Source organism: Streptomyces sp. Tek67B01 (assembly GCF_055231995.1).
Genome location: NZ_JBUYUY010000001.1, coordinates 2,124,334 through 2,143,490 on the forward strand (window position 1 = coordinate 2,124,334; position 19,157 = coordinate 2,143,490).

The 19,157-nt window shown below is 73.3% G+C and carries 16 protein-coding genes; 4 read left to right on the plus strand and 12 right to left on the minus strand.

Going from position 1 to position 19,157, the window contains the following annotated elements; genetic code table 11:
* Positions 1-35 precede the first annotated feature (35 nt).
* From ACV7NM_RS09340 to rimP, 8 genes are all read right to left on the minus strand, one after another.
* Entirely contained in the window at positions 36-3,713 is a 3,678-nt protein-coding gene (locus ACV7NM_RS09340) for a trypsin-like peptidase domain-containing protein (protein ID WP_463409864.1), read from the minus strand.
* 309 nt (positions 3,714-4,022) lie between these two features.
* On the minus strand, positions 4,023-4,934 hold the full coding sequence (gene truB, locus ACV7NM_RS09345; RefSeq protein ID WP_463409865.1) for a tRNA pseudouridine(55) synthase TruB: 912 nt from the start codon (positions 4,932-4,934) through the stop codon (positions 4,023-4,025).
* Positions 4,931-5,380: a 30S ribosome-binding factor RbfA gene (gene rbfA, locus ACV7NM_RS09350; protein WP_453355814.1), complete on the minus strand. Its 450-nt coding sequence runs from the start codon at positions 5,378-5,380 to the stop codon at positions 4,931-4,933. The genes truB and rbfA overlap by 4 nt, the downstream gene beginning before the upstream one ends.
* 34 nt (positions 5,381-5,414) lie before the next feature.
* Positions 5,415-5,708 (minus strand): DUF503 domain-containing protein, encoded by a 294-nt coding sequence (locus ACV7NM_RS09355; RefSeq protein ID WP_136213480.1) that lies wholly within the window; start codon positions 5,706-5,708, stop codon positions 5,415-5,417.
* A gap of 184 nt (positions 5,709-5,892) precedes the next feature.
* Entirely contained in the window at positions 5,893-9,042 is a 3,150-nt protein-coding gene (gene infB, locus ACV7NM_RS09360) for a translation initiation factor IF-2 (protein ID WP_463409866.1), read from the minus strand.
* A gap of 149 nt (positions 9,043-9,191) precedes the next feature.
* Positions 9,192-9,479 carry a YlxR family protein gene (locus ACV7NM_RS09365; protein ID WP_463409867.1) on the minus strand — a complete coding sequence of 96 codons (288 nt, stop codon included), beginning with the start codon at positions 9,477-9,479 and terminating at the stop codon, positions 9,192-9,194.
* A gap of 170 nt (positions 9,480-9,649) precedes the next feature.
* Positions 9,650-10,744 carry a transcription termination factor NusA gene (gene nusA, locus ACV7NM_RS09370; protein WP_463409868.1) on the minus strand — a complete coding sequence of 365 codons (1,095 nt, stop codon included), beginning with the start codon at positions 10,742-10,744 and terminating at the stop codon, positions 9,650-9,652.
* A gap of 2 nt (positions 10,745-10,746) precedes the next feature.
* Entirely contained in the window at positions 10,747-11,244 is a 498-nt protein-coding gene (gene rimP, locus ACV7NM_RS09375; protein WP_463409869.1) for a ribosome maturation factor RimP, read from the minus strand.
* A 180-nt stretch (positions 11,245-11,424) separates the two neighbouring features.
* Between rimP and ACV7NM_RS09380 the strand changes: the two genes are divergently transcribed.
* The 4 genes from ACV7NM_RS09380 to ACV7NM_RS09395 are packed head-to-tail and all read left to right on the plus strand — an operon-like array spanning position 11,425 to position 14,415.
* Positions 11,425-11,976 (plus strand): hypothetical protein, encoded by a 552-nt coding sequence (locus ACV7NM_RS09380; RefSeq protein ID WP_463409870.1) that lies wholly within the window; start codon positions 11,425-11,427, stop codon positions 11,974-11,976.
* Positions 11,973-12,431 carry a ferritin-like domain-containing protein gene (locus ACV7NM_RS09385; RefSeq protein ID WP_463409871.1) on the plus strand — a complete coding sequence of 153 codons (459 nt, stop codon included), beginning with the start codon at positions 11,973-11,975 and terminating at the stop codon, positions 12,429-12,431. The genes ACV7NM_RS09380 and ACV7NM_RS09385 overlap by 4 nt, the downstream gene beginning before the upstream one ends.
* A gap of 16 nt (positions 12,432-12,447) precedes the next feature.
* On the plus strand, positions 12,448-13,350 hold the full coding sequence (locus tag ACV7NM_RS09390) for an aminoglycoside phosphotransferase family protein (RefSeq protein ID WP_463409872.1): 903 nt from the start codon (positions 12,448-12,450) through the stop codon (positions 13,348-13,350).
* A gap of 42 nt (positions 13,351-13,392) precedes the next feature.
* A complete protein-coding gene (locus tag ACV7NM_RS09395; protein ID WP_463409873.1) occupies positions 13,393-14,415 on the plus strand; it encodes a slipin family protein in 1,023 nt (340 codons plus the stop codon).
* Positions 14,416-14,440: 25 nt separating this feature from the next.
* Here ACV7NM_RS09395 and ACV7NM_RS09400 read toward each other — a convergent pair whose 3' ends face one another.
* The 4 genes from ACV7NM_RS09400 to ispG form a co-directional block, all read right to left on the minus strand.
* The gene (locus ACV7NM_RS09400; protein WP_463409874.1) at positions 14,441-16,150 is read right to left on the minus strand and encodes a proline--tRNA ligase; all 1,710 of its coding nucleotides are present in this window, start codon (positions 16,148-16,150) and stop codon (positions 14,441-14,443) included.
* 32 nt (positions 16,151-16,182) lie between these two features.
* Positions 16,183-16,764 carry a GNAT family N-acetyltransferase gene (locus ACV7NM_RS09405; RefSeq protein ID WP_463409875.1) on the minus strand — a complete coding sequence of 194 codons (582 nt, stop codon included), beginning with the start codon at positions 16,762-16,764 and terminating at the stop codon, positions 16,183-16,185.
* 70 nt (positions 16,765-16,834) lie between these two features.
* Complete coding sequence (locus ACV7NM_RS09410; RefSeq protein ID WP_463409876.1) at positions 16,835-17,680, minus strand: GNAT family N-acetyltransferase; 846 nt, start codon at positions 17,678-17,680, stop codon at positions 16,835-16,837.
* 164 nt (positions 17,681-17,844) lie between these two features.
* Positions 17,845-19,002: a flavodoxin-dependent (E)-4-hydroxy-3-methylbut-2-enyl-diphosphate synthase gene (ispG, locus tag ACV7NM_RS09415; RefSeq protein WP_389663986.1), complete on the minus strand. Its 1,158-nt coding sequence runs from the start codon at positions 19,000-19,002 to the stop codon at positions 17,845-17,847.
* Between the last annotated feature and the right edge of the window lie 155 nt (positions 19,003-19,157).

A 19,157-nucleotide genomic window follows, 5' to 3' on the forward strand; every position in this document is an offset into this window, starting at 1 on the left:
GCCCCGCATCGGCGTCGGCTGAGCGCCTTCCCGCCTCAGGTGATGTCCGGCGCGCCCCGGCTCAGTCTCTCGACCGTGCGCCGGGCACCCGGACCGAGCAGCGCGGCGGCCTCCGCCGTCGCCTCCCCCAGCCAGCGCGCCGTCACCGCGCCGAACACCGGGTCGGTCCGGGACAGCTCCACCGTCCGCCGCTCGAACACCGCGGGACCCCCGGGTAGGCGCAGCAGTTGCCGACCGGTGCGCCGCAGCAGGTCCCGGGTGCGCCGGTGGGGACGGACGGCGGCCCCGACGGCGACGGCGCCCAGGAACGCGTCCAGGACCGCCGGGTCGCTCTCCTCGCGCAGCAGTACGTCCGCCAGCTCGCCCCGCAGGGGGTACGAGGCCTCCCCGCCGGGGGCGGCCAACACCGCGGCCAGAGCGGCCCGGACCGCCGGCGGCGCGGACCGCAGGAGGTCCAGGACGAGGGGACGCAGGACCGGTTCGGCCACCGGGCCCTGCTCCAGGCGCCGGTCCACGAACGCGGCGGCGTGCGGGGCGTCCGCGGGGCACCGCGCCAGGTGCTCCCGTACGAGGTCACCCGCGCGCCGGGCCGGCGCGGGGGTGGTGAGCGCGGCCAAGGCGCGCATCACCTCGCCGTCGGCCCGGGCGCGCAGGGCGTCGAACACCGCGTCCGGCTCCGGCAGCACCGGCAGGGCCGCCACCAGCGCCTCGGCGGGGAGCCGGGCGCCGCACTCGGGGTCGCGGAAGCAGGCCAGGGCATCAGGCAGATATCGGGCGCGGACCTGGGGGTCGCGCAGCAGCGTCGCGAACGCGCCGCCGTGGAGGGGGGCGCCCGCCGGGCGGGCGAGCAGCGCCCGGGCGGCGCGGCGGAGCAGTTCCCGGTCGGCGGGGGTGCGCACGTGGGGGGCGGTGGCCTGCCCGTAGGCGGCGGCCGCGACCCGGCGTCCGGGCCGCTCGTCATGGGCCCAGCGGTGGACGGCCCGGCACATGGCGGAGGGCTCGTCTTCCGCGAGTACGGCCAGCAGCTCGTCGGCGCGGGGGTGCGCGGCGGTGACGAGGGCCTCGGTGAGGTCGTCCGCGGCGAGGCCGCGGTGGGTGTGCAGCAGGGCCTGGGCGGCGGTCGCGACCGTCGCGCCGGGGCGGCCCCGCAGGCGGCGCTCGTCGCCGAACCAGGCACAGATCAGGGGCTGGACGTACCCGGGGTCGCGGGCGAGGCGGCGGCCGGCCGCTTCGAGGTAGCGGTGGTCGCGGGGCAGCAGTCGGCGCAGCAGGTCCAGCCGGTCGGGCTCGGAGAGGCGGAGCCGGTTCCAGAACCGGCCGCAGAAGTGACCGGCGTCCGGCGCATCGCTCGCCCGGCCCGACAGGTGCTCCGCGAGGGCGTGCAGGACCGGCAGGTGCGGCGTGGCGTCGGGGGCCCGCAGCAGGGTCTCGCGCAGCAGTCGGGCGGCCCACCAGGCGCGGTCCCCCTCGGTGCCCTCGTGCGGGGCCGGGGCCTGTTCGCATGCGCTCAGGGCCTTGACCAGCCCGGCCGGCACCTTGCGCGCCTGCTCGGGCGGTAGCCGCCGCAACGCTTCCAGGACGGGCCCGATGCGGTGGCGGGGCACGGGCGGGCCGGTGGTGGCCGGCCCCCGGTGCACGAGGGCGTCCAGCGCGGTCGGCACGTCGAGGTGGCCGGCCTGGAGCCAGTCGGACAGTTCCTCGTGGGCGAAGCGGTAGCCGGGCCCCGCCGGTACCAGCAGCCCCTCGGTCAGCGCGGCGGACGCCCAGCCGGTGCGCCAGGGGAACAGTTCCTCGAACGCGGCCCGGTCCAACCGGCCCCGGCCCGGTCCCAGGCAACGCCGGGCGGCCTCGTGCACCCGCCCGGCCACCCGCGCGGCCAGCCGTCGCACCCCGGGTCCGTGCACGCCGGGCCCGTGCGGCGCGGCGCCCGGGGCGTCGGCGGTGGAGGCCGCGATCCGCAGGGCCACCCGCAGCGCGAGGAGGTCCAGGTGGGCGGCGAACACCTCGTCCCGGCCCGGACGGCCTTCGGTGACCCCGGCGGCCCGTACGCCGGCCAGCAGGCGCAACGTCAAGGGGTGCCGGGCGTCGCTCTCCCCGACGGCGTCGTCGGGGAGGCCGAGGCGGCTGCGCAGGGCGGCGGCCTCGTCCGGGGTCAGGTCACCCACGGGCAGTGCGGGCGGCAGCCCCCGGGCGGGCCGCGCGGGGGTGTGCAGCGCCCCGGGCGGGTAGAGGGCGCCGGCCCCCTCCCAGTACTCCGGCCGGGCGGCGACGATCAGCCGGGCGCCGGCCGCGTCCAGCCAGCGGGTGGTGGCCCTGGTCCACGGCCCGAGGTGCCGGGCGAGGCCCGGCGGCATCTCCTCGGGGGTGTCGAGCACCACCAGCAGCGGCCGCCCGGCGCCGACGGCCAGCCGCCCGACCTCGACCCCGACCCCGTCGGCCCCCGGGGACCCGGGAGCCTCGCCGGGAACGGGCGGACCGCTCTCGGCACCCGCGCCCCCGGCCCCCGGTCCCGCGCCGGACGGGACGGACAGGCGTGGCGGGACGGACGCGCCGGACAAGACGGACAGGCGTGGCGGGACGGACGCGCCGGACGGGACGGACAGGCGTGGCGGCCCAGGCGGGAAGGACGCAACGGGCAGGCGTGGCGGGACGGGCGCGCCGGACGGGACGGCGGAACCTTCGGGGACGCGGGCGCCGGGCAGAGCCCCCGAGGGCCGTTGGGCCGCCGCGACGATCCGCCCGGCGGCGCCCAGCGCCCGCTCCACGGCGTCGGCCAGCGACCCGTCGCCGTCCCGCAGCTCCGCCCCCCTCAGCCACAGCGTCGGCGCCGGACGCTCGCCGCGCGCCCGAGCGGCGGCCAGGACGGCGAGCGCGGTGGTGCGGCCGGTGCCGGGCTCGCCGACCAGCCCGAGCACGGGCCGGTGGGGCCGGTCGCCGGAGGTGAAGGCGTCGAGCTCGGCGGCGATCCGGGGGCGGGCGACGGGCTCCGGCTCGTCCGGCTCCGGCCCGGGCCCCGGCACCGGCACCGGCACCGGCACCGGCACCGGCCCGAGCGTGAGTGCGGTGAGTTCCAAGGCGCCCGCGAGGTTCAACTCCGGCCCGTACCCGGGCACGGTGGCGGCGTTGCGCCCCAGCAGCGCGTGCAGCGGGCCGCCGGGGTCCGACCCGGCCGCCGCGCGCAACGGCACGGCGAAGGCCCCCGAGCGGTGCTCCGCCCGCAGAGCGGTGACCAGGACCGCGAGCACCGCTCCGGTCGTGGCGTCGAGGACCGGGGCTCCGCAGGCCTCCCCGCCGCCGCCCACGGCGTTCCGCCCGTCCGTCCCGATGGCCAGCTCGACCGCCGCGGGCAGAGCGTGGCACCGATCCCCCGTCCGGTAGGCGACCCCCGCCCCGGCCGCGAGCACCCGCGCTTGGCGCCAGCCCCGCGCGGGCAGCCGTACGTACGTACCGGGCTCGACCGGATCGCGCCGGGCCACCGGCAGCGGCGTCGCCCCGAGGCCGTCGGTCCGTACGAGGGCGAGGGCGAGCGCGGGCAAGGCGGTGACATCGGCCGCCTCGGCGACCCACGTCCGGGCCCCGGGCCCGTGCAGGACCAGCCGGTCCATGCCGTCGACGGCCTCGTGGGCGGTGATCACCGTGCCGCGGTCGCCGGCCACGAAGCCGCTGCCGTGCACCCGCCCCGCGAGATCGCAGATCCTGACGAGTTCCGTCATCGCCGCACCACTCGCACCACTCCCCGCCGTTCCGTGCTCATGACGGTAGGCAGGTGAAGATCAGCGGGAAAAGCACACGAGGCGAAAGCGCCCCCTTGTGCTCCCTCCATTCACTCCGAGCGCCTGCTCGGACGGGTGAATAGAGGGCCTCGGGTGGATAAACACCTACCCGAGGGGGGTCGTGGAGCGGTGAGCAGCAGTAGGTGTGCGCTCACCGCTCCACGTCAACGACAGGACCGCCGAACGCGAGGCCCGGTCGGCCGGTAGGCCCCCGCGCGGTCAGACGACCCACGGTCAGACCGACCACGGTCAGACGAACACCGCGAGCGACTTCGCCTTCCCGCCCTTGTTCTCGGCCAGACCGAGCAGCTGTCCCTGCGGGCCGAACACCGCGACCGTCCGGCCTTCGGCGTACTCCTGCGGCATCTCGATGCGCACGCCGTTGGCGAGCAGCGAGGCCCGCCGGGCGTCCAGGTCCCAGCGCGGGAACGCCGCCGCGGCCGCCTCGCCGATCGGCATGACGGTCAGCTCCTCCTGGAGCTGGTCGAGCGTCCGCGCCCGGTCGAGCTTGTACGGGCCCACCCGCGTGCGCCGAAGCGCGGTGAGGTGGCCGCCGACGCCGAGGTCGGCCCCGAGGTCACGGGCGAGCGCGCGGATGTACGTACCGCTGGAGCAGACGACGGAGACGACGAGGTCGATGACCTTGGTCCCGTCCTCGGCCTCGGCGTCGCGCATGTCATAGACGCGGAACGACGAGACGGTCACCGGCCGGGCCGGGATCTCGAAGTCCTCGCCGTCCCGCGCGCGCTTGTAGGAGCGCACGCCCTTGATCTTGATGGCGCTGACCTTGGACGGCACCTGCATGATCTCGCCGGACAGTTTGGCGATGCCCGCGTCGACGGCTTCCCGGGTCACCCGGGACGCGTCCGCGCAGGAGGTGATCTCGCCCTCGGCGTCGTCCGTGAGGGTGTTCTGCCCGAGACGGATGGTCCCGAGGTACTCCTTCTCGGTCAGCGCGAGGTGACCGAGGAGCTTGGTCGCCTTCTCGACGCCCAGGACGAGCACGCCGGTGGCCATCGGGTCCAACGTGCCGGCGTGGCCGACGCGACGGGTCTTGGCGATCCCGCGCATCTTGGCGACCACGTCGTGCGAAGTGAATCCGGACGGCTTGTCCACGATGACAAGGCCGTCCGGAGTCGTTTTCCCTGCTTCGGTGCTCATTCCGCGGCTGCGTCCTCGTCGTCCTCGCCCGGCTTCTTGTACGGGTCGGCGTCACCGGCGTAGGTGGCACCGGAGGAGGCCTCGCGCACCTCGGCGTCGGAGGCGCGCACCTTGTCGAGGAGGTCCTCGATGGTCTTGGCGTTCTCCGGGAGGGCGTCCGCGATGAAGGTCAGGGTGGGCGTGAACTTGGTCCCCGCCGCCCGGCCGACCGCGGAGCGCAGTACGCCCTTGGCGCTCTCCAGGCCCGCTGCCGCGCTGGCCCGGTCCTCGTCGTCGCCGTAGACCGTGTAGAAGACCGTGGCCTCCCGCAGGTCGCCGGTGACGCGGGTGTCCGTGATGGTCACGTGCGTACCCAGGCGCGGGTCCTTGACACCGCGCTGCAGCTTCTCGGCCACCACCTCCCGGATGAGGTCCGCCAGCTTCTTCGCCCGCGCATTGTCGGCCACTGGTCCGTCTCCTTCTTTTCTTGCAGACAAGCAATCAGTCTTCATCACCGTGCAGCCGCCGTCTCGCCGACAGCAGCTCCACTTCCGGACGCGCCGCGACCAGCCGCTCGCAGCGGTCCAGTACGTCCGACACGAACCCCGCGTCCCCGCTCACCAGGGCGACCCCGATACGGGCCCTGCGGTGCAGGTCCTGGTCTCCCACTTCGGCCGCGCTCACGGAGAACTTGCGTTGGAGCTCGGCGACGATGGGCCGGACGACGGAGCGTTTCTCCTTCAACGAGTGGACGTCGCCGAGGAGCAGATCGAAGGACAGAGTCCCCACGTACATGCAGTTCCGGATATCCCGCCGGTGCGGGTTCGGTGGCCTGCCGGCCAGACGCTCGGCAGGGTCACCAGAACCGTACACGCAACGGCCGGGGCCGATCGACGGATATTCCGCCGACCGGCCCCGGTGCTGCCCGTACGACCAACGGCCGTACGAGCCCTACGACACGGTGCGAACCGCCTCGCGCTTACGCGCGGGGCTTCTCGCGCATCTCGTACGTCGCGATGACGTCGTCGATCTTGATGTCGTTGAAGGAGCCGAGGTTGATACCGCCCTCGAAGCCTTCGCGGATCTCGGTGACGTCGTCCTTGAAGCGGCGCAGACCGGAGATGGTGAGGTTCTCGGCGACGACCTTGCCGTCGCGCAGGAGCCGCGCCTTGGTGTTGCGCTTGACCTCGCCGGAGCGGATGAGGACACCGGCGATGTTGCCCAGCTTGGACGAGCGGAAGATCTCGCGGACCTCCGCCGTACCGAGCTCGACCTCTTCGTACTCGGGCTTGAGGAGACCCTTGAGGGCCGCCTCGATCTCCTCGATGGCCTGGTAGATCACCGAGTAGTAGCGGACGTCGACACCCTCGCGGTCCGCCATCTGCGCGGCACGGCCGGCCGCACGGACGTTGTAACCGATGACGATGGCGTCGGAGCCCATCGCCAGGGCGATGTCGGACTCGGTGACCGCACCCACACCGCGGTGCAGGACCCGGATGTCGACCTCTTCACCGACGTCGAGCTGGAGCAGCGAGGACTCGAGAGCCTCGACCGCACCGGACGCGTCGCCCTTGATGATGAGGTTGAGTTCCTGGACCAGACCGGCCTTGAGCACGGAGTCGAGGTCCTCGAGGGACACGCGACGGACGCGCTTGGCGAAGTTGGCGTTGCGCTCTCGCGCAGCACGCTTCTCGGCGATCTGACGGGCCGTACGGTCCTCGTCGACGACGAGGAAGTTGTCGCCGGCGCCGGGGACGTTGGTGAGACCCAGGACCAGGACGGGGGTCGAGGGACCCGCTTCCTCGACGTTGTTGCCCTTGTCGTCGAGCATGGCGCGCACTCGACCGTAGGCGTCGCCCACGACCATCGTGTCGCCGACGCGGAGGGTACCGCGCTGGACGAGGACGGTCGCGACGGCACCGCGGCCGCGGTCGAGGTGGGACTCGATCGCAATGCCCTGAGCGTCCTGCTCCGGGTTGGCGCGCAGGTCGAGCGAGGCGTCGGCGGTGAGGACGACGGCCTCCAGCAGGGAGTCGATGTGCAGACCCTGCTTGGCGGAGATGTCGACGAACATCGTGTCGCCGCCGTACTCCTCGGCGACCAGACCGAACTCGGTGAGCTGACCGCGCACCTTGACCGGGTCCGCGCCCTCGACGTCGATCTTGTTGACCGCGACGACGATCGGGACGCCGGCGGCCTTGGCGTGGTTCAGCGCCTCGATCGTCTGCGGCATGACGCCGTCGTTGGCCGCGACCACGAGGATCGCGATGTCGGTCGACTTGGCACCACGGGCACGCATGGCGGTGAACGCCTCGTGACCGGGGGTGTCGATGAAGGTGATCTTGCGCTCTTCACCGTTGACCTCGGTACCGACCTGGTAGGCACCGATGTGCTGGGTGATGCCGCCGGCCTCGCCCGCGACGACGTTCGTCTTGCGGATGGCGTCGAGCAGTCGGGTCTTGCCGTGGTCGACGTGACCCATGACGGTGACGACCGGGGGACGCGGCATGAGGTATTCCTCGCCGCCCTCGTCCTCGCCGAACTCGATGTCGAAGCCTTCGAGGAGCTCGCGGTCCTCTTCCTCCGGGCTGACGATCTGAACCTGGTAGTTCATCTCGCCGGCCAGCATCTCGAGCGTCTCGTCGGAGACGGACTGCGTGGCAGTGACCATCTCGCCGAGGTTCATCATCACGGCGACGAGCGACGCCGGGTTGGCGTTGATCTTCTCCGCGAAGTCGGTGAGGGACGCACCGCGCGACAGGCGAACGGTCTCGCCGTTGCCGCGGGGCAGCATCACGCCGCCGACGGACGGGGCCTGCATGGCCTCGTACTCCTGGCGCCTCTGACGCTTGGACTTGCGACCACGACGGGCCGGACCGCCGGGACGGCCGAACGCGCCCTGCGTGCCACCACGGGCACCGGGACCGCCGGGACGCCCGCCGAAGCCGGGACGACCGCCGCCACCGGCACCGGCCGGACCGCCGCCGAAGCCGCCGCCACCGGGACGGGGACCACCGAAGCCGCCGCCGCCGGGACGCGAGCCCGGACCGGCCGGACGGCCGGCGAAGCCGCCGCCCGCGGGACGGCCCGCGCCGCCACCGGGACGAGGACCGGGACCACCGGGACCACGGCCGCCGGGGCCGCCGCCGGGACGAGGACCGGGACCACCGGCAGCGGGACGCTGCGGCATCATGCCCGGGTTCGGACGGTTACCACCGGGGGCACCACCCGGACGCGGGGCGCCGCCCTGCGGACGGGGCATGCCACCGGGGGTGGGACGAGCGCCGCCGGGACCCTGCGGACGCGGAGCGCCGGCCGGACCGCCCTGCGGACGCGGGGCACCCTGGCCGCCACCGGCGCCGGGGGCACCGGGACGGGGAGCGCCGGCCGGACGGGGCGCCTGCGGGCGCGCCATGCCGGTGGAGCCACCGGAGGTGAAGGGGTTGTTGCCCGGACGGGGACCGGCCGGACGGGCGCCCTGCGGACGCGGGGCACCCTGGCCGCCGGCCGGACGCGAGGCCGGGGCACCGGGGGTGGAGCCGGCCGGACGCGGGGCGCCGGGACGGGCGCCGGCCTGACCCTGGCCACCCTGGGCCGGACGCTGCTGCGCCGGACGGGGACCGGGGGCCGAGGCGGGACGCTCGGTGCGCGCCGGGGCTGCCGGCGGCGCGGAGAACTCGGTCGCCACGGGCGCCGCCGGAGCGGGCTTCGGGGCGGCCGGAGCCTTGGGGCCGGGACGCGGGCCGGGGGCGGCCGGAGTCACGGGTGCACCCGCGGCCGGGGCCTCGGCAGCGGCGGGCTTGGGAGCCACCGGTGCGCCGGGCTTGGGGGCGGCGGGACGTGCCGCGGCGGCCGGGGACGGCGCTGCGGGGGTGGTGGGGGAACCCGCGCGGCCTGCGGCCGCGGCGGGGGAAGGCGCGGCCTTGCGGGGCGCGCCGGGCTTCGCAGCGGACTTGCCGGCGTTGCCGCCGGGCCCCTGCAGTGCGTCGGTCAACTTGCGCACAACCGGCGCCTCGATCGTCGAGGACGCCGAACGGACGAACTCACCGAGTTCCTGGAGCTTGGCCATGACGACCTTGCTCTCAACTCCGAACTCCTTGGCGAGTTCGTATACCCGGACCTTAGCCACTTTGCTCCTTTTAGGTCCGGGTTACGCCGGACCGTCGCTACTTCATGGGCGTACTCATCGCGTACTCATCGAGTGCTCATCGCAATCTCGACCTACTTCCAACTCGCGAGGTACCTGACCGCACGGGAATCCGTGGGTACTACTTCTTCTTACGGTGTTGCTTCGGTCTCACCGGCCACGACCCGGCGCAGTACCGCCGTGTCGAGCCCTCCGGCGGACCGGAGGGCCCGGGGGAACGCCCGGCGGCGGACCGCCTGGTCGAGACAGACCACGGCGGGGTGCAGGTAGGCACCCCGGCCGGGCAGCGTACCGCGTGGATCGGGGACGCATTCGTCCTCGATCGCCACGATGCGCAGCAGATCGCTCTTGGCCGCTCGTTCCCGGCACCCCACACAGGTGCGTTCGGGGCATGCGCGGGCTTGCGTCCGGCCAGACACGCCTAAGTCTACCTCCCCGTACCGACCTCACCCCTTCAGGCGAAAAATCGAACGGACGTTGTCGTGATCCATTCGGAATCATCCGGGCGGGCCCGGAGCCTTCCGCGTGCCGGGACCCCGGTCCTCCCGAGGTCCTGTCTACCCGCTGGTAAGCACCGGCGGGTAGTGGTTTATTCCCCGCGCCGGTCGGCGTGCTCGCCGGCCCGGCTGTCGCGACCGTCACGGCTGTCGCGGCCGTCGCGGCTGTCGCGGCTGTCGCGACCGTCACGGTCCGCGTCCCGGTCCGAGGGCTCCTCGGTGTCGGGGCGGATGTCGATGCGCCAGCCGGTGAGCCGCGCGGCGAGGCGGGCGTTCTGGCCCTCCTTGCCGATCGCGAGCGACAGCTGGTAGTCGGGCACGGTCACCCGGGCGGAGCGGGAGTCCCAGTCGACGACGTCGACCGCGCTCACCCGGGCGGGTGAGAGGGCGTTCGCGACCATCTCGGCCGGGTCGTCCGACCAGTCCACGATGTCGATCTTCTCGCCGTGCAGCTCCGCCATCACGTTGCGCACGCGGCTGCCCATCGGACCGATGCAGGCGCCCTTCGGGTTCAGGCCCGAGCGGGTGGAGCGAACCGCGATCTTGGTGCGGTGACCGGCCTCACGGGCGATCGCCGAGATCTCGACGCTGCCGTCGGCGATCTCCGGGACCTCCAGCGCGAACAGCTTCTTCACCAGGTTCGGGTGGGTGCGCGACAGCGTCACGGACGGACCGCGCACGCCCTTCGCCACCCGCACGACGTACGCCTTGAGGCGCAGGCCGTGCGTGTACTCCTCGCCCGGCACCTGCTCCTGCACCGGCAGGATGGCCTCCAGCTTGCCGATGTCGACCAGGACGTTCTTCGGGTCCTTGCCCTGCTGCACCACACCGGTGATGACGTCGCCCTCGCGGCCGGCGAACTCGCCGAACGTCAGGTCGTCCTCGGCGTCGCGCAGACGCTGGAGGATCACCTGCTTGGCGGTGGTCGCCGCGATCCGTCCGAAGTCCGACGGGGTGTCGTCGAACTCCTTGGGCTCCTGGCCCTCTTCGAGGTCCCTCGGGTCTTCCGTCGCCCACACGACCACGTGACCGTTGCTGCGGTCGAGCACGACGCGGGCACGGCGGTAGCTGCCCTCGGTGCGGTGGTACGCGATGAGGAGGGCCGACTCGATCGCCTCGACGAGCAGGTCGAAGGAGATCTCCTTCTCCCGGACCAGACCCCGCAGGGCACTCATGTCGATGTCCACGGCTACGCCTCCTCTTCCTTCTTGTCCTTGCGGTTGAACTCGATCTCGACACGCGCCTTGGCGATGTCGGTGAATGCGATGCGGCGGGCGGTCGCCTTGCGGCCCTTCACGCCCGGAACTTCGAGGTCCATGCCCTCGTCGTCGACGTCGAGGATGCGGGCGATCAGTTCGCCGCCCTCGGCCAGCTGGAACTTCACCAGACGTCCGGTCGCCCGAACGTAGTGACGGTGCTCGGTCAACGGACGGTCGGCGCCCGGCGAGCTCACCTCGAGGACGTACTCGTCCTCGCCCATCACGTCCGATTCGTCGAGCAGATCGGAGACCTCACGGCTCAGCTCGGCACACGCGTCCAGCTCCACGCCCTCATCGGAATCCACGATGACCCGCAGCATCCGTCGCTTGCCCGCCTTCGACAGCTCGATCTCCTCGAGGTCCAGGCCCTTGGCGGCGACGAGTGGCTCCAGCAGTCCGCGCAGCCTGTCGCTCTGGGTCGTGCTCATCCGGGTGACTCCTCGGCCGCGTGTGCTGTTGTGGTTTTCCGTCGCGTGTCAGGTCAAAGGGTATCCGGTCGCGGAGGGTGTTGCCGTCCGCGCGCCCGGCGGGGGCCCCGGGTACGGTGATCACACCCTGCCCCACCAGCACCTCCGGAGGACGTCGCCGTGCCCTGGACCATGCCTTCGATGCCCGCCGCGCCCCACACGCCCTCGCGACGGAGCGTGCTCGCCGGAGCCGCCGGGGCGGCCGGGGCCGCGCTGCTCACCGGCTGCACCGGCGGAAGCGGCGCGTCCGCCGAGGATCTCGGGATTCCACTCGAACGGCGGATGCGGGAGAACGCCGCGCGTGACACCGAGCGACTGCTGGAACGTTACGACGCCACCACCGCCGCCCACCCGGACCTGGCGGGGCGGCTCGCGCCGCTGCGCGCGGCCGTCGCGGCGCACGCGGTGGCGCTGGCCGTCCCCGGCTCCGGCCACCCGGCGGGGGCCCCCTCCGCCTCGTCGTCCGGTTCCGCCCGCTCGACCGGGACACCGGCACCGCGCCCCACGTCGGTACCGCCGACCCCCGCCGAGGCGCTGACCGAACTCGCCGACGCCGAGCGGAGCCTGTCCGAGGCCCGGACCGTCGCGCTGGCCGGCGCGCCCGGGGAACTGGCCCGGCTGCTGGCCTCGGTGGCGGCCTGTGGAGCAGTCCACGCGTACCTGCTGACCTCGACCCCGGGAGCCGCCTCGTGAAGCCCTCGCCCTCCCCCGCCGGCCGCCCGCTGGAAGCCGCGCAGTCGGCGCTGGCCGCCGAACACGCCGCCGCCTACGGCTACGGGGTGATCGGCGCGCACACCTCGCCGGAGCGCGCCACGGAGGCCCGCGAGGCCTACGGGAACCACCTCGCGCGCCGCGATTCACTCGCCCGGACGGTGCGCGAGATGGGCGGGGCACCGCGGGCCGCCGAGGCGGCGTACGCGCTGCCCTACGAGGTGCGCGGGCCGGCCGACGCCGAGCGGCTGGCGGCGGAGATCGAGGAGCGCGTCGCGGGCGCGTACTCCGATCTGGTGCGGGCCGCGGACGGCCCGCTGCGCCGCGAGGCGGCCGACGCGCTGAGCGCCGCCGCCGTGCGGGCGGCGCGGTGGCGTGGTGGCGGCGTAGCCTTCCCTGGGCTCGCCGAACGCGCGGATCGCGCCCAGACCAGCTGAAAGGGACCACGCACGCATGGCTTTCGAACCGCCGCAGCGGCTTGTACGGGCGCTCGGCGAGATGCCGGAATCGACGCAGGACGCGGACTGGCTGGAGCGACTGCCCCGGCTCGCCGAGGAGGCGATGGCCCGGCGTGAGGTGGTGGCCCAGCGGGTGCAGGCGCCCGGCGGGCGCAGCAGTCTCGTCGTCCTCGTGAGGTACTCCGACGGGACCCCGGCCGCCCTCAAGCTCGTCCCGCCGGCCGCCCGGCCGGACCTGGAACTGGCCGCGCTCGCGCACTGGGGCGGCTTCGGGGCGGTACGGGTCCTCGACTCGCGCCACCACGAGGAGGACGGCGGGCTGCTCCTGGAGCGGCTGCACCCGGAGGTTTCGCTGCGCTCGCTCCCGGAGGCGAAGGCCCTGTTGGAGGCCTGCGGTACGCTGCGCCGGCTGTGGGTCGCGCCGGACGCCGGCCACGGCTGGGAGACGGTGGCGCGGCGTACCGCCCGCCAGGCCGAGGCACTGCGCGAGGCCCCGCCGGAGTTGGAAGCGCTGGCGGCCGCGGCCCTGGCGATCCGGGAGGAGCTGACCGCGGCCCCGTCCGAGGAGGTGCTGCTGCACGGCAATTTCCGGCAGGGCAAGGTGCTGGCGGGCGAGCGGGCGCCGTGGCTGACGGTGGGCCCCGATCCGCTGGTCGGTGAGCGGGCCTACGACCTGGCCCGGTTGGTCCGGGACCGGTTGGAGGACCAGGTCGCCTCCTCCGCGGGGGCCTCGGGTGCCCGACGGCGGGTGAACAAACTGGCGGACGCGCTGGACGTGGACCGGGAGCGGCTGCGGGGCTGGACGGTGTTCCGCGCGGTGGAGTCCGGGAACCGCGCGTTGGCGGCCGGACGTCGGCGCGATGCCGAGTCGTTGCTGGAATTCGCCGCCTGGTTGTAGGGCATACCGTAGATATACGGATGTGTCCGGCGGGAGGCCGTCATGGTCCAGGAACTCCTGACAGTGGTGATCGCGGCGGGTGTGGGCGTCGCGGCCGTCGCGGGTGTCGCCTCACGGGTGGTGAGGCAGTACGAGCGGGGCGTAGTCTTCCGTTTCGGCCGGCTGCGTGAGGGCATCCGCGGTCCCGGCTTCACCATGGTCGTCCCGGGCATCGACCGGCTGCGCAAGGTGAACATGCAGATCGTGACGATGCCGGTCCCCGCGCAGGAGGGCATCACGCGGGACAACGTCACGGTGCGGGTGGACGCGGTCGTGTACTTCAAGGTCGTGGACGCGGCCAGCGCGATCATCGAGGTGGAGGACTACCGCTTCGCGGTTTCCCAGATGGCGCAGACCTCGCTGCGGTCGATCATCGGCAAGTCGGACCTCGACGATCTGCTCTCGAACCGGGAGCAGCTCAACCAGGGGCTGGAGCTGATGATCGACAGTCCGGCGGTCGGGTGGGGCGTGCAGATCGACCGGGTGGAGATCAAGGACGTCTCCCTGCCGGAGACGATGAAGCGGTCGATGGCGCGCCAGGCGGAGGCGGACCGCGAGCGCCGGGCGCGGGTCATCAACGCGGACGCGGAGCTCCAGGCGTCGAGGAAGCTGGCCGAGGCGGCGGCGGTGATGTCGGAGCAGCCGGCGGCCCTCCAATTGCGCCTGCTCCAGACGGTGGTGGCGGTGGCGGCGGAGAAGAACTCCACCCTGGTGCTGCCCTTCCCGGTGGAGCTGCTGCGCTTCCTCGAACGCGCCGCCCCGAGCCCCTCGGCCGCCCCGGCCTCGCACCCGGCGCCGCCGCCGGCCCCGCGCCCGCCGGAGCCGGCCGTGGAGGGCGCGGAGCCGCCCGCCGCGCTGCGAGGCTCGGAGCCGGATGCTGTGGGACCGGATGGTGTGGAGCCCCCGGACGCGTTCGCGGCCGGGCCCGGCGTCGGCCGTGTGAACGGCTCGCCGGGCCCGGAGCCGACGCCGCCCCCGGTCAGCCCGCCGGCCCCGCCCGCGGTGTCGGACGAACCGCCCGCCTGAGGTCACGGCGGACGGACCCGAGGGTTCAGGCGCCGTTCGTCCCGGTCAGCCGGGCCAGGGCATGCGCAAGGGGCAGTTCCTCGCGGGTGCCTGCGGCGCGGTCTTGGAGTTCGACCACCCCGTCGGCGGAGCGGCGGCCCGCGACCAGGATCCACGGCACGCCGATGAGCTCCGCGTCCGTGAGCTTCACACCGGGCGACAGGCCGGGCCGGTCGTCCAGCAGGACCCGGCGCCCCGCCTCGGCCAAAGCCGTGGCCGCGGCCTCGGCCAGGGCCAGCGGCACGGCCTTGCCCGCCGCCACCACGTGTACGTCGGCGGGCGCGACGGAAGCCGGCCAGCACAGGCCCCGCTCGTCGGCCGTCTGCTCGGCCAAGGCGGCCACCACGCGGGAGACGCCGATGCCGTAGGAGCCCATGGTGACCCGTACCGGCTTGCCCTCGCGGCCGAGCACGTCCAGCCCGAACGCGTCGGCGTACTTGCGGCCCAACTGGAAGATGTGCCCGATCTCGATCGCCCGGTCCAGCACGAGTCCGCTCCCGCAGACGGGGCAGGGGTCACCGGGCTCGACCACCACGACGTCCAGGTACCGGTCGACCTCGAAGTCCCGTCCGCAGACCACGTCGCGGGCGTGCGTGTCGGGCTTGTTGGCGCCCGTCACCCACGAAGTGCCGGGCGCGACGCGGGGGTCGGCGAGGTAGCGCACCTTCTCCAGACCCTGCGGGCCCACGTAGCCGCGTACCAGGTCGGGACGGCCGGCGAAGTCCTCCGCCGTCACCAACTCCACGACGGCGGGCGCCAAGTGCTCGCCGAGCTTGCCCAGGTCCACCTCCCGGTCGCCGGGCACGCCGACGGCGACGATCTCGCCGTCCACCTTGACGAGGAGGTTCTTGAGCGTGGCCGACGCCGGCACGCCCAGATGCGCCGCCAGCGTCTCGATGGTCGGGGTGTCGGGAGTGGGGATCTCCTCCAACGGGCCGTGCTGCGCCTCGACCGGCGTCAGGGCGAAGGTCACCGCCTCGGTGTTGGCCGAGTAGTCGCAGGAGGGGCAGTCCGCGAAGGTGTCCTCACCCGCGGCCGCCGGCGCCAGGAACTCCTCGGACGCCGAGCCGCCCATCGCGCCGGAGACCGCCGAGACGATCCGGTGGTCCAGGCCGAGCCGCTCGAAGATCCGCTGGTAAGCGGCGCGGTGGAGGGCGTACGACTGCGCGAGCCCCTCGTCGCTGACGTCGAAGGAGTACGAGTCCTTCATCTGGAACTCGCGGCCCCGCAGCACGCCGGAGCGCGGCCGGGCCTCGTCACGGTACTTGGTCTGGATCTGGTAGAGCATGACCGGCAGGTCCTTGTAGGACGTGCACTGGTCCTTCACGAGCAGGGTGAAGATCTCCTCGTGGGTGGGGCCCAGCAGGTAGTCCGCGCCCTTGCGGTCCTTGAGCCGGAAGAGCAGGTCCCCGTACTCCGACCAGCGGCCGCTGACCTCGTACGGCTCCCTCGGCAGCAGCGCCGGCAGCAGCACCTCCTGCGCCCCGATCGCGTCCATCTCCTCGCGGACGACGCGGGAGACGTTCTCCAGGACCCGCTTGCCGAGCGGCAGCCAGGTCCACACCCCGGCGGAGCTGCGCCGGACGTAGCCGGCGCGGACGAGGAGGCGGTGGCTGAGGGTCTCGGCGTCGGCCGGGTCCTCGCGGAGGGTCTTGGCCAGGAGGCGGGACATGCGCTGCACGTGTTGCGTCGACATGAAGGGAGCCTACCGAGGCGCTCCCCGACTCCTCACCTGATTACGGGCCTGCGCAGCGGCAGCGGGGCGCCCATCACGGCGTAGGGCAGGCTCGCGCTCGGGAAGTACACGCGGCGGGCGAGGTCGGTGTAGCCGAGCGCGCGGTACAGGGCGCGGGCCGGGCTGTCGGTGTCGATGGCGGACAGGATGGAGCGCGGCTCTGCGGCGGCGTCCGTGAGCCGGGTGATCAACGCCCGGCCGACGCCGTGGCCCTGGAAGCCGGGGTGCACGTGCAGTTCGGTGATGACGAACGAGCCGTCGAGCCAGCCCTCGTGGCCTCCGGCGCGCAGGTACGGCTCGACGACGGTGGACCACCAGTGGTCGCGGTCGTTCGGCATGCCGTAGACGAACCCGGCGAGCGCGTCGTCCTCGGTGTACGCGCCGAGCGCGCGGGCGCCCCGGCAGGTCATGTGGCGCTGGACGATGTAGCGGCGGATGGCCACTTCCTCGTCACTGAGCCCGAAGGCGACGGCCTGCACGCGCAGGGCCTCGTCCACGCGGGCGGCGAGGTCGAGGGGGCCGATGCGGAGTCCTGCGGGCCGGTGGGGACCGTCGCCCTCGGGGGTAGGCAGCATGCGGTGACCTTACTCGGCGGTAGCGGCGAGGGGTACGGGTCCGGCACCGGGTTCCGTGGGCCCGGGTGGGTCAGAAGAGCACGCTCATGAACGCGCCGACCTCACGGAAGCCCACGCGGCGGTAGGCCGCCCGCGCGGCGGTGTTGAAGTCGTTGACGTAGAGGCTGACCACGGGGGCCACGTCGCGCAGGGCGTACTCCACGACCGCGGCCATCCCCGCCTCGGAGTGCCCGCGTCCGCGGAACTCGGGGTCGACCCACACGCCCTGGATCTGGCAGGCGCGCGGGGTGGCCGCGCCGATCTCCGCCTTGAAGACGATCCTGCCGTCGTCGACACGGGCGAAGGAGCGCCCGGTGCCGACGAGTTCGGCGACCCGGGCCTGGTAGAGCAGCCCTCCGTCCCCGGCGAGGGGGGAGATGCCGACCTCCTCGGTGAACATGGCCACGCAGGCGGGCATGATCAGGTCCATCTCGTTCTTGCGGACGCGGCGGACCAGGGGGTCGGGTCGTACCGCCGTGGACGGCTGTTCGGTGATCATCAGCGGCTGGTGGGAGCGGACGTCGCGGGCGGGTCCCCAACTGGGTTCCAGGAGGCGCCACAGCAGCCGGGTGGCCTCGACCGGGCCGACGATGGAGGAGCAGCGGCGGCCGGTGCGGCGGGCACGGTCGGCGAAGGCGCGTACGGCGTCGGGGCCGGCGCAGACGGGGACGAGGTTGGCTCCCGCGTAGCAGAGGGAGCGGAGCTCGCCGTCGGCGTACCAGCCCCACATCTCGCCGCCCAGGCGCCAGGGGTCGAGGCCGGCGACCTGGACCCGGGAGGTGACGAAGGCGTTCTCGACCGGCTCGCGCCCGAGGACTTCGAGCGCGGAGTCGAGATCACTGGGTTCAAGGACCCGGGTGGTGGTCTGCGTCAACACTGGGGCCTCACCATGCAAGTCTGCTGATCTCCGCACTGTACCCGGCGCCGCATCGGGATGCCCGGTCCCAAAGGTCACGAAAAAACCCCGTCCCCGCCTCCGGTCTGCGCGAACGGTGGCGGGGGCGGGGCGAAGCGCGCGGAGCCGGACCGGCCCCTCGGAAATCAGACGCCGATGGCGACGGTGGGTTCGCCGGAGGGGATGCCGTCCTTCTCCATCTGCTCGGCGATCTTCATGGCCTCTTCGATGAGGGTCTCCACGATCTTCGATTCGGGGACGGTCTTGATGACCTCGCCCTTGACGAAGATCTGGCCCTTGCCGTTGCCGGAGGCTACACCGAGGTCGGCCTCGCGGGCCTCGCCCGGGCCGTTCACGACACAGCCCATGACCGCGACGCGCAGCGGGACCTCCATGCCCTCCAGGCCGGCGGTGACCTCTTCGGCCAGCTTGTACACGTCGACCTGGGCACGGCCGCACGACGGGCAGGAGACGATCTCCAGGCGGCGCGGCTTGAGGTTGAGCGACTCCAGGATCTGGATGCCGACCTTGACCTCCTCGACCGGCGGCGCGGACAGCGAGACGCGGATGGTGTCGCCGATGCCCTCGGAGAGCAGCGCGCCGAAGGCGACGGCGGACTTGATGGTGCCCTGGAAGGCGGGGCCGGCCTCGGTGACGCCGAGGTGCAGCGGGTAGTCGCAGGCGGCGGCCAGCTGACGGTAGGCGTTGACCATGACGACCGGGTCGTTGTGCTTGACCGAGATCTTGATGTCGCTGAAGCCGTGCTCCTCGAAGAGGGAGGCCTCCCACAGGGCCGACTCGACCAGCGCCTCGGGGGTGGCCTTGCCGTACTTCTTGAGCAGTCGGGCGTCGAGCGAGCCCGCGTTGACGCCGATGCGGATCGGGGTGCCCGCGTCGTTGGCGGCCTTCGCGATCTCCTTGACCTTGTCGTCGAACTGCTTGATGTTGCCGGGGTTGACGCGGACGGCGGCGCACCCGGCGTCGATGGCCGCGAACACGTACTTCGGCTGGAAGTGGATGTCGGCGATGACCGGGATCTGGGACTTCTTCGCGATCACGGCGAGCGCGTCGGCGTCGTCCTGCGTGGGGCAGGCGACACGGACGATGTTGCAGCCGGAGGCGGTCAGCTCGGCGATCTGCTGGAGCGTGGCGCCGATGTCGGAGGTGCGGGTCGTGGTCATCGACTGCACCGAGATGGGCGCGTCGCCGCCGACGGCCACCGAGCCGACCTGGATCTTGCGGCTGACCCGGCGGTCGGCGAGCTTCGTCGGCACGGACGGCATTCCGAGAGAGATGGCAGTCATCTGCTGTGCAACCCCAAGGTGTGGATCAAGGTCCCGAGATCGGCGGGCTCCAGGCTTCGAGATTACGCCAAGGGGCGCGCGACCCACGCATCGCCGGGGATGTGCCACCCGAACGTAGGGAGCCGGGCACGATCCGTGCCCGGCTCCCGTCGCGT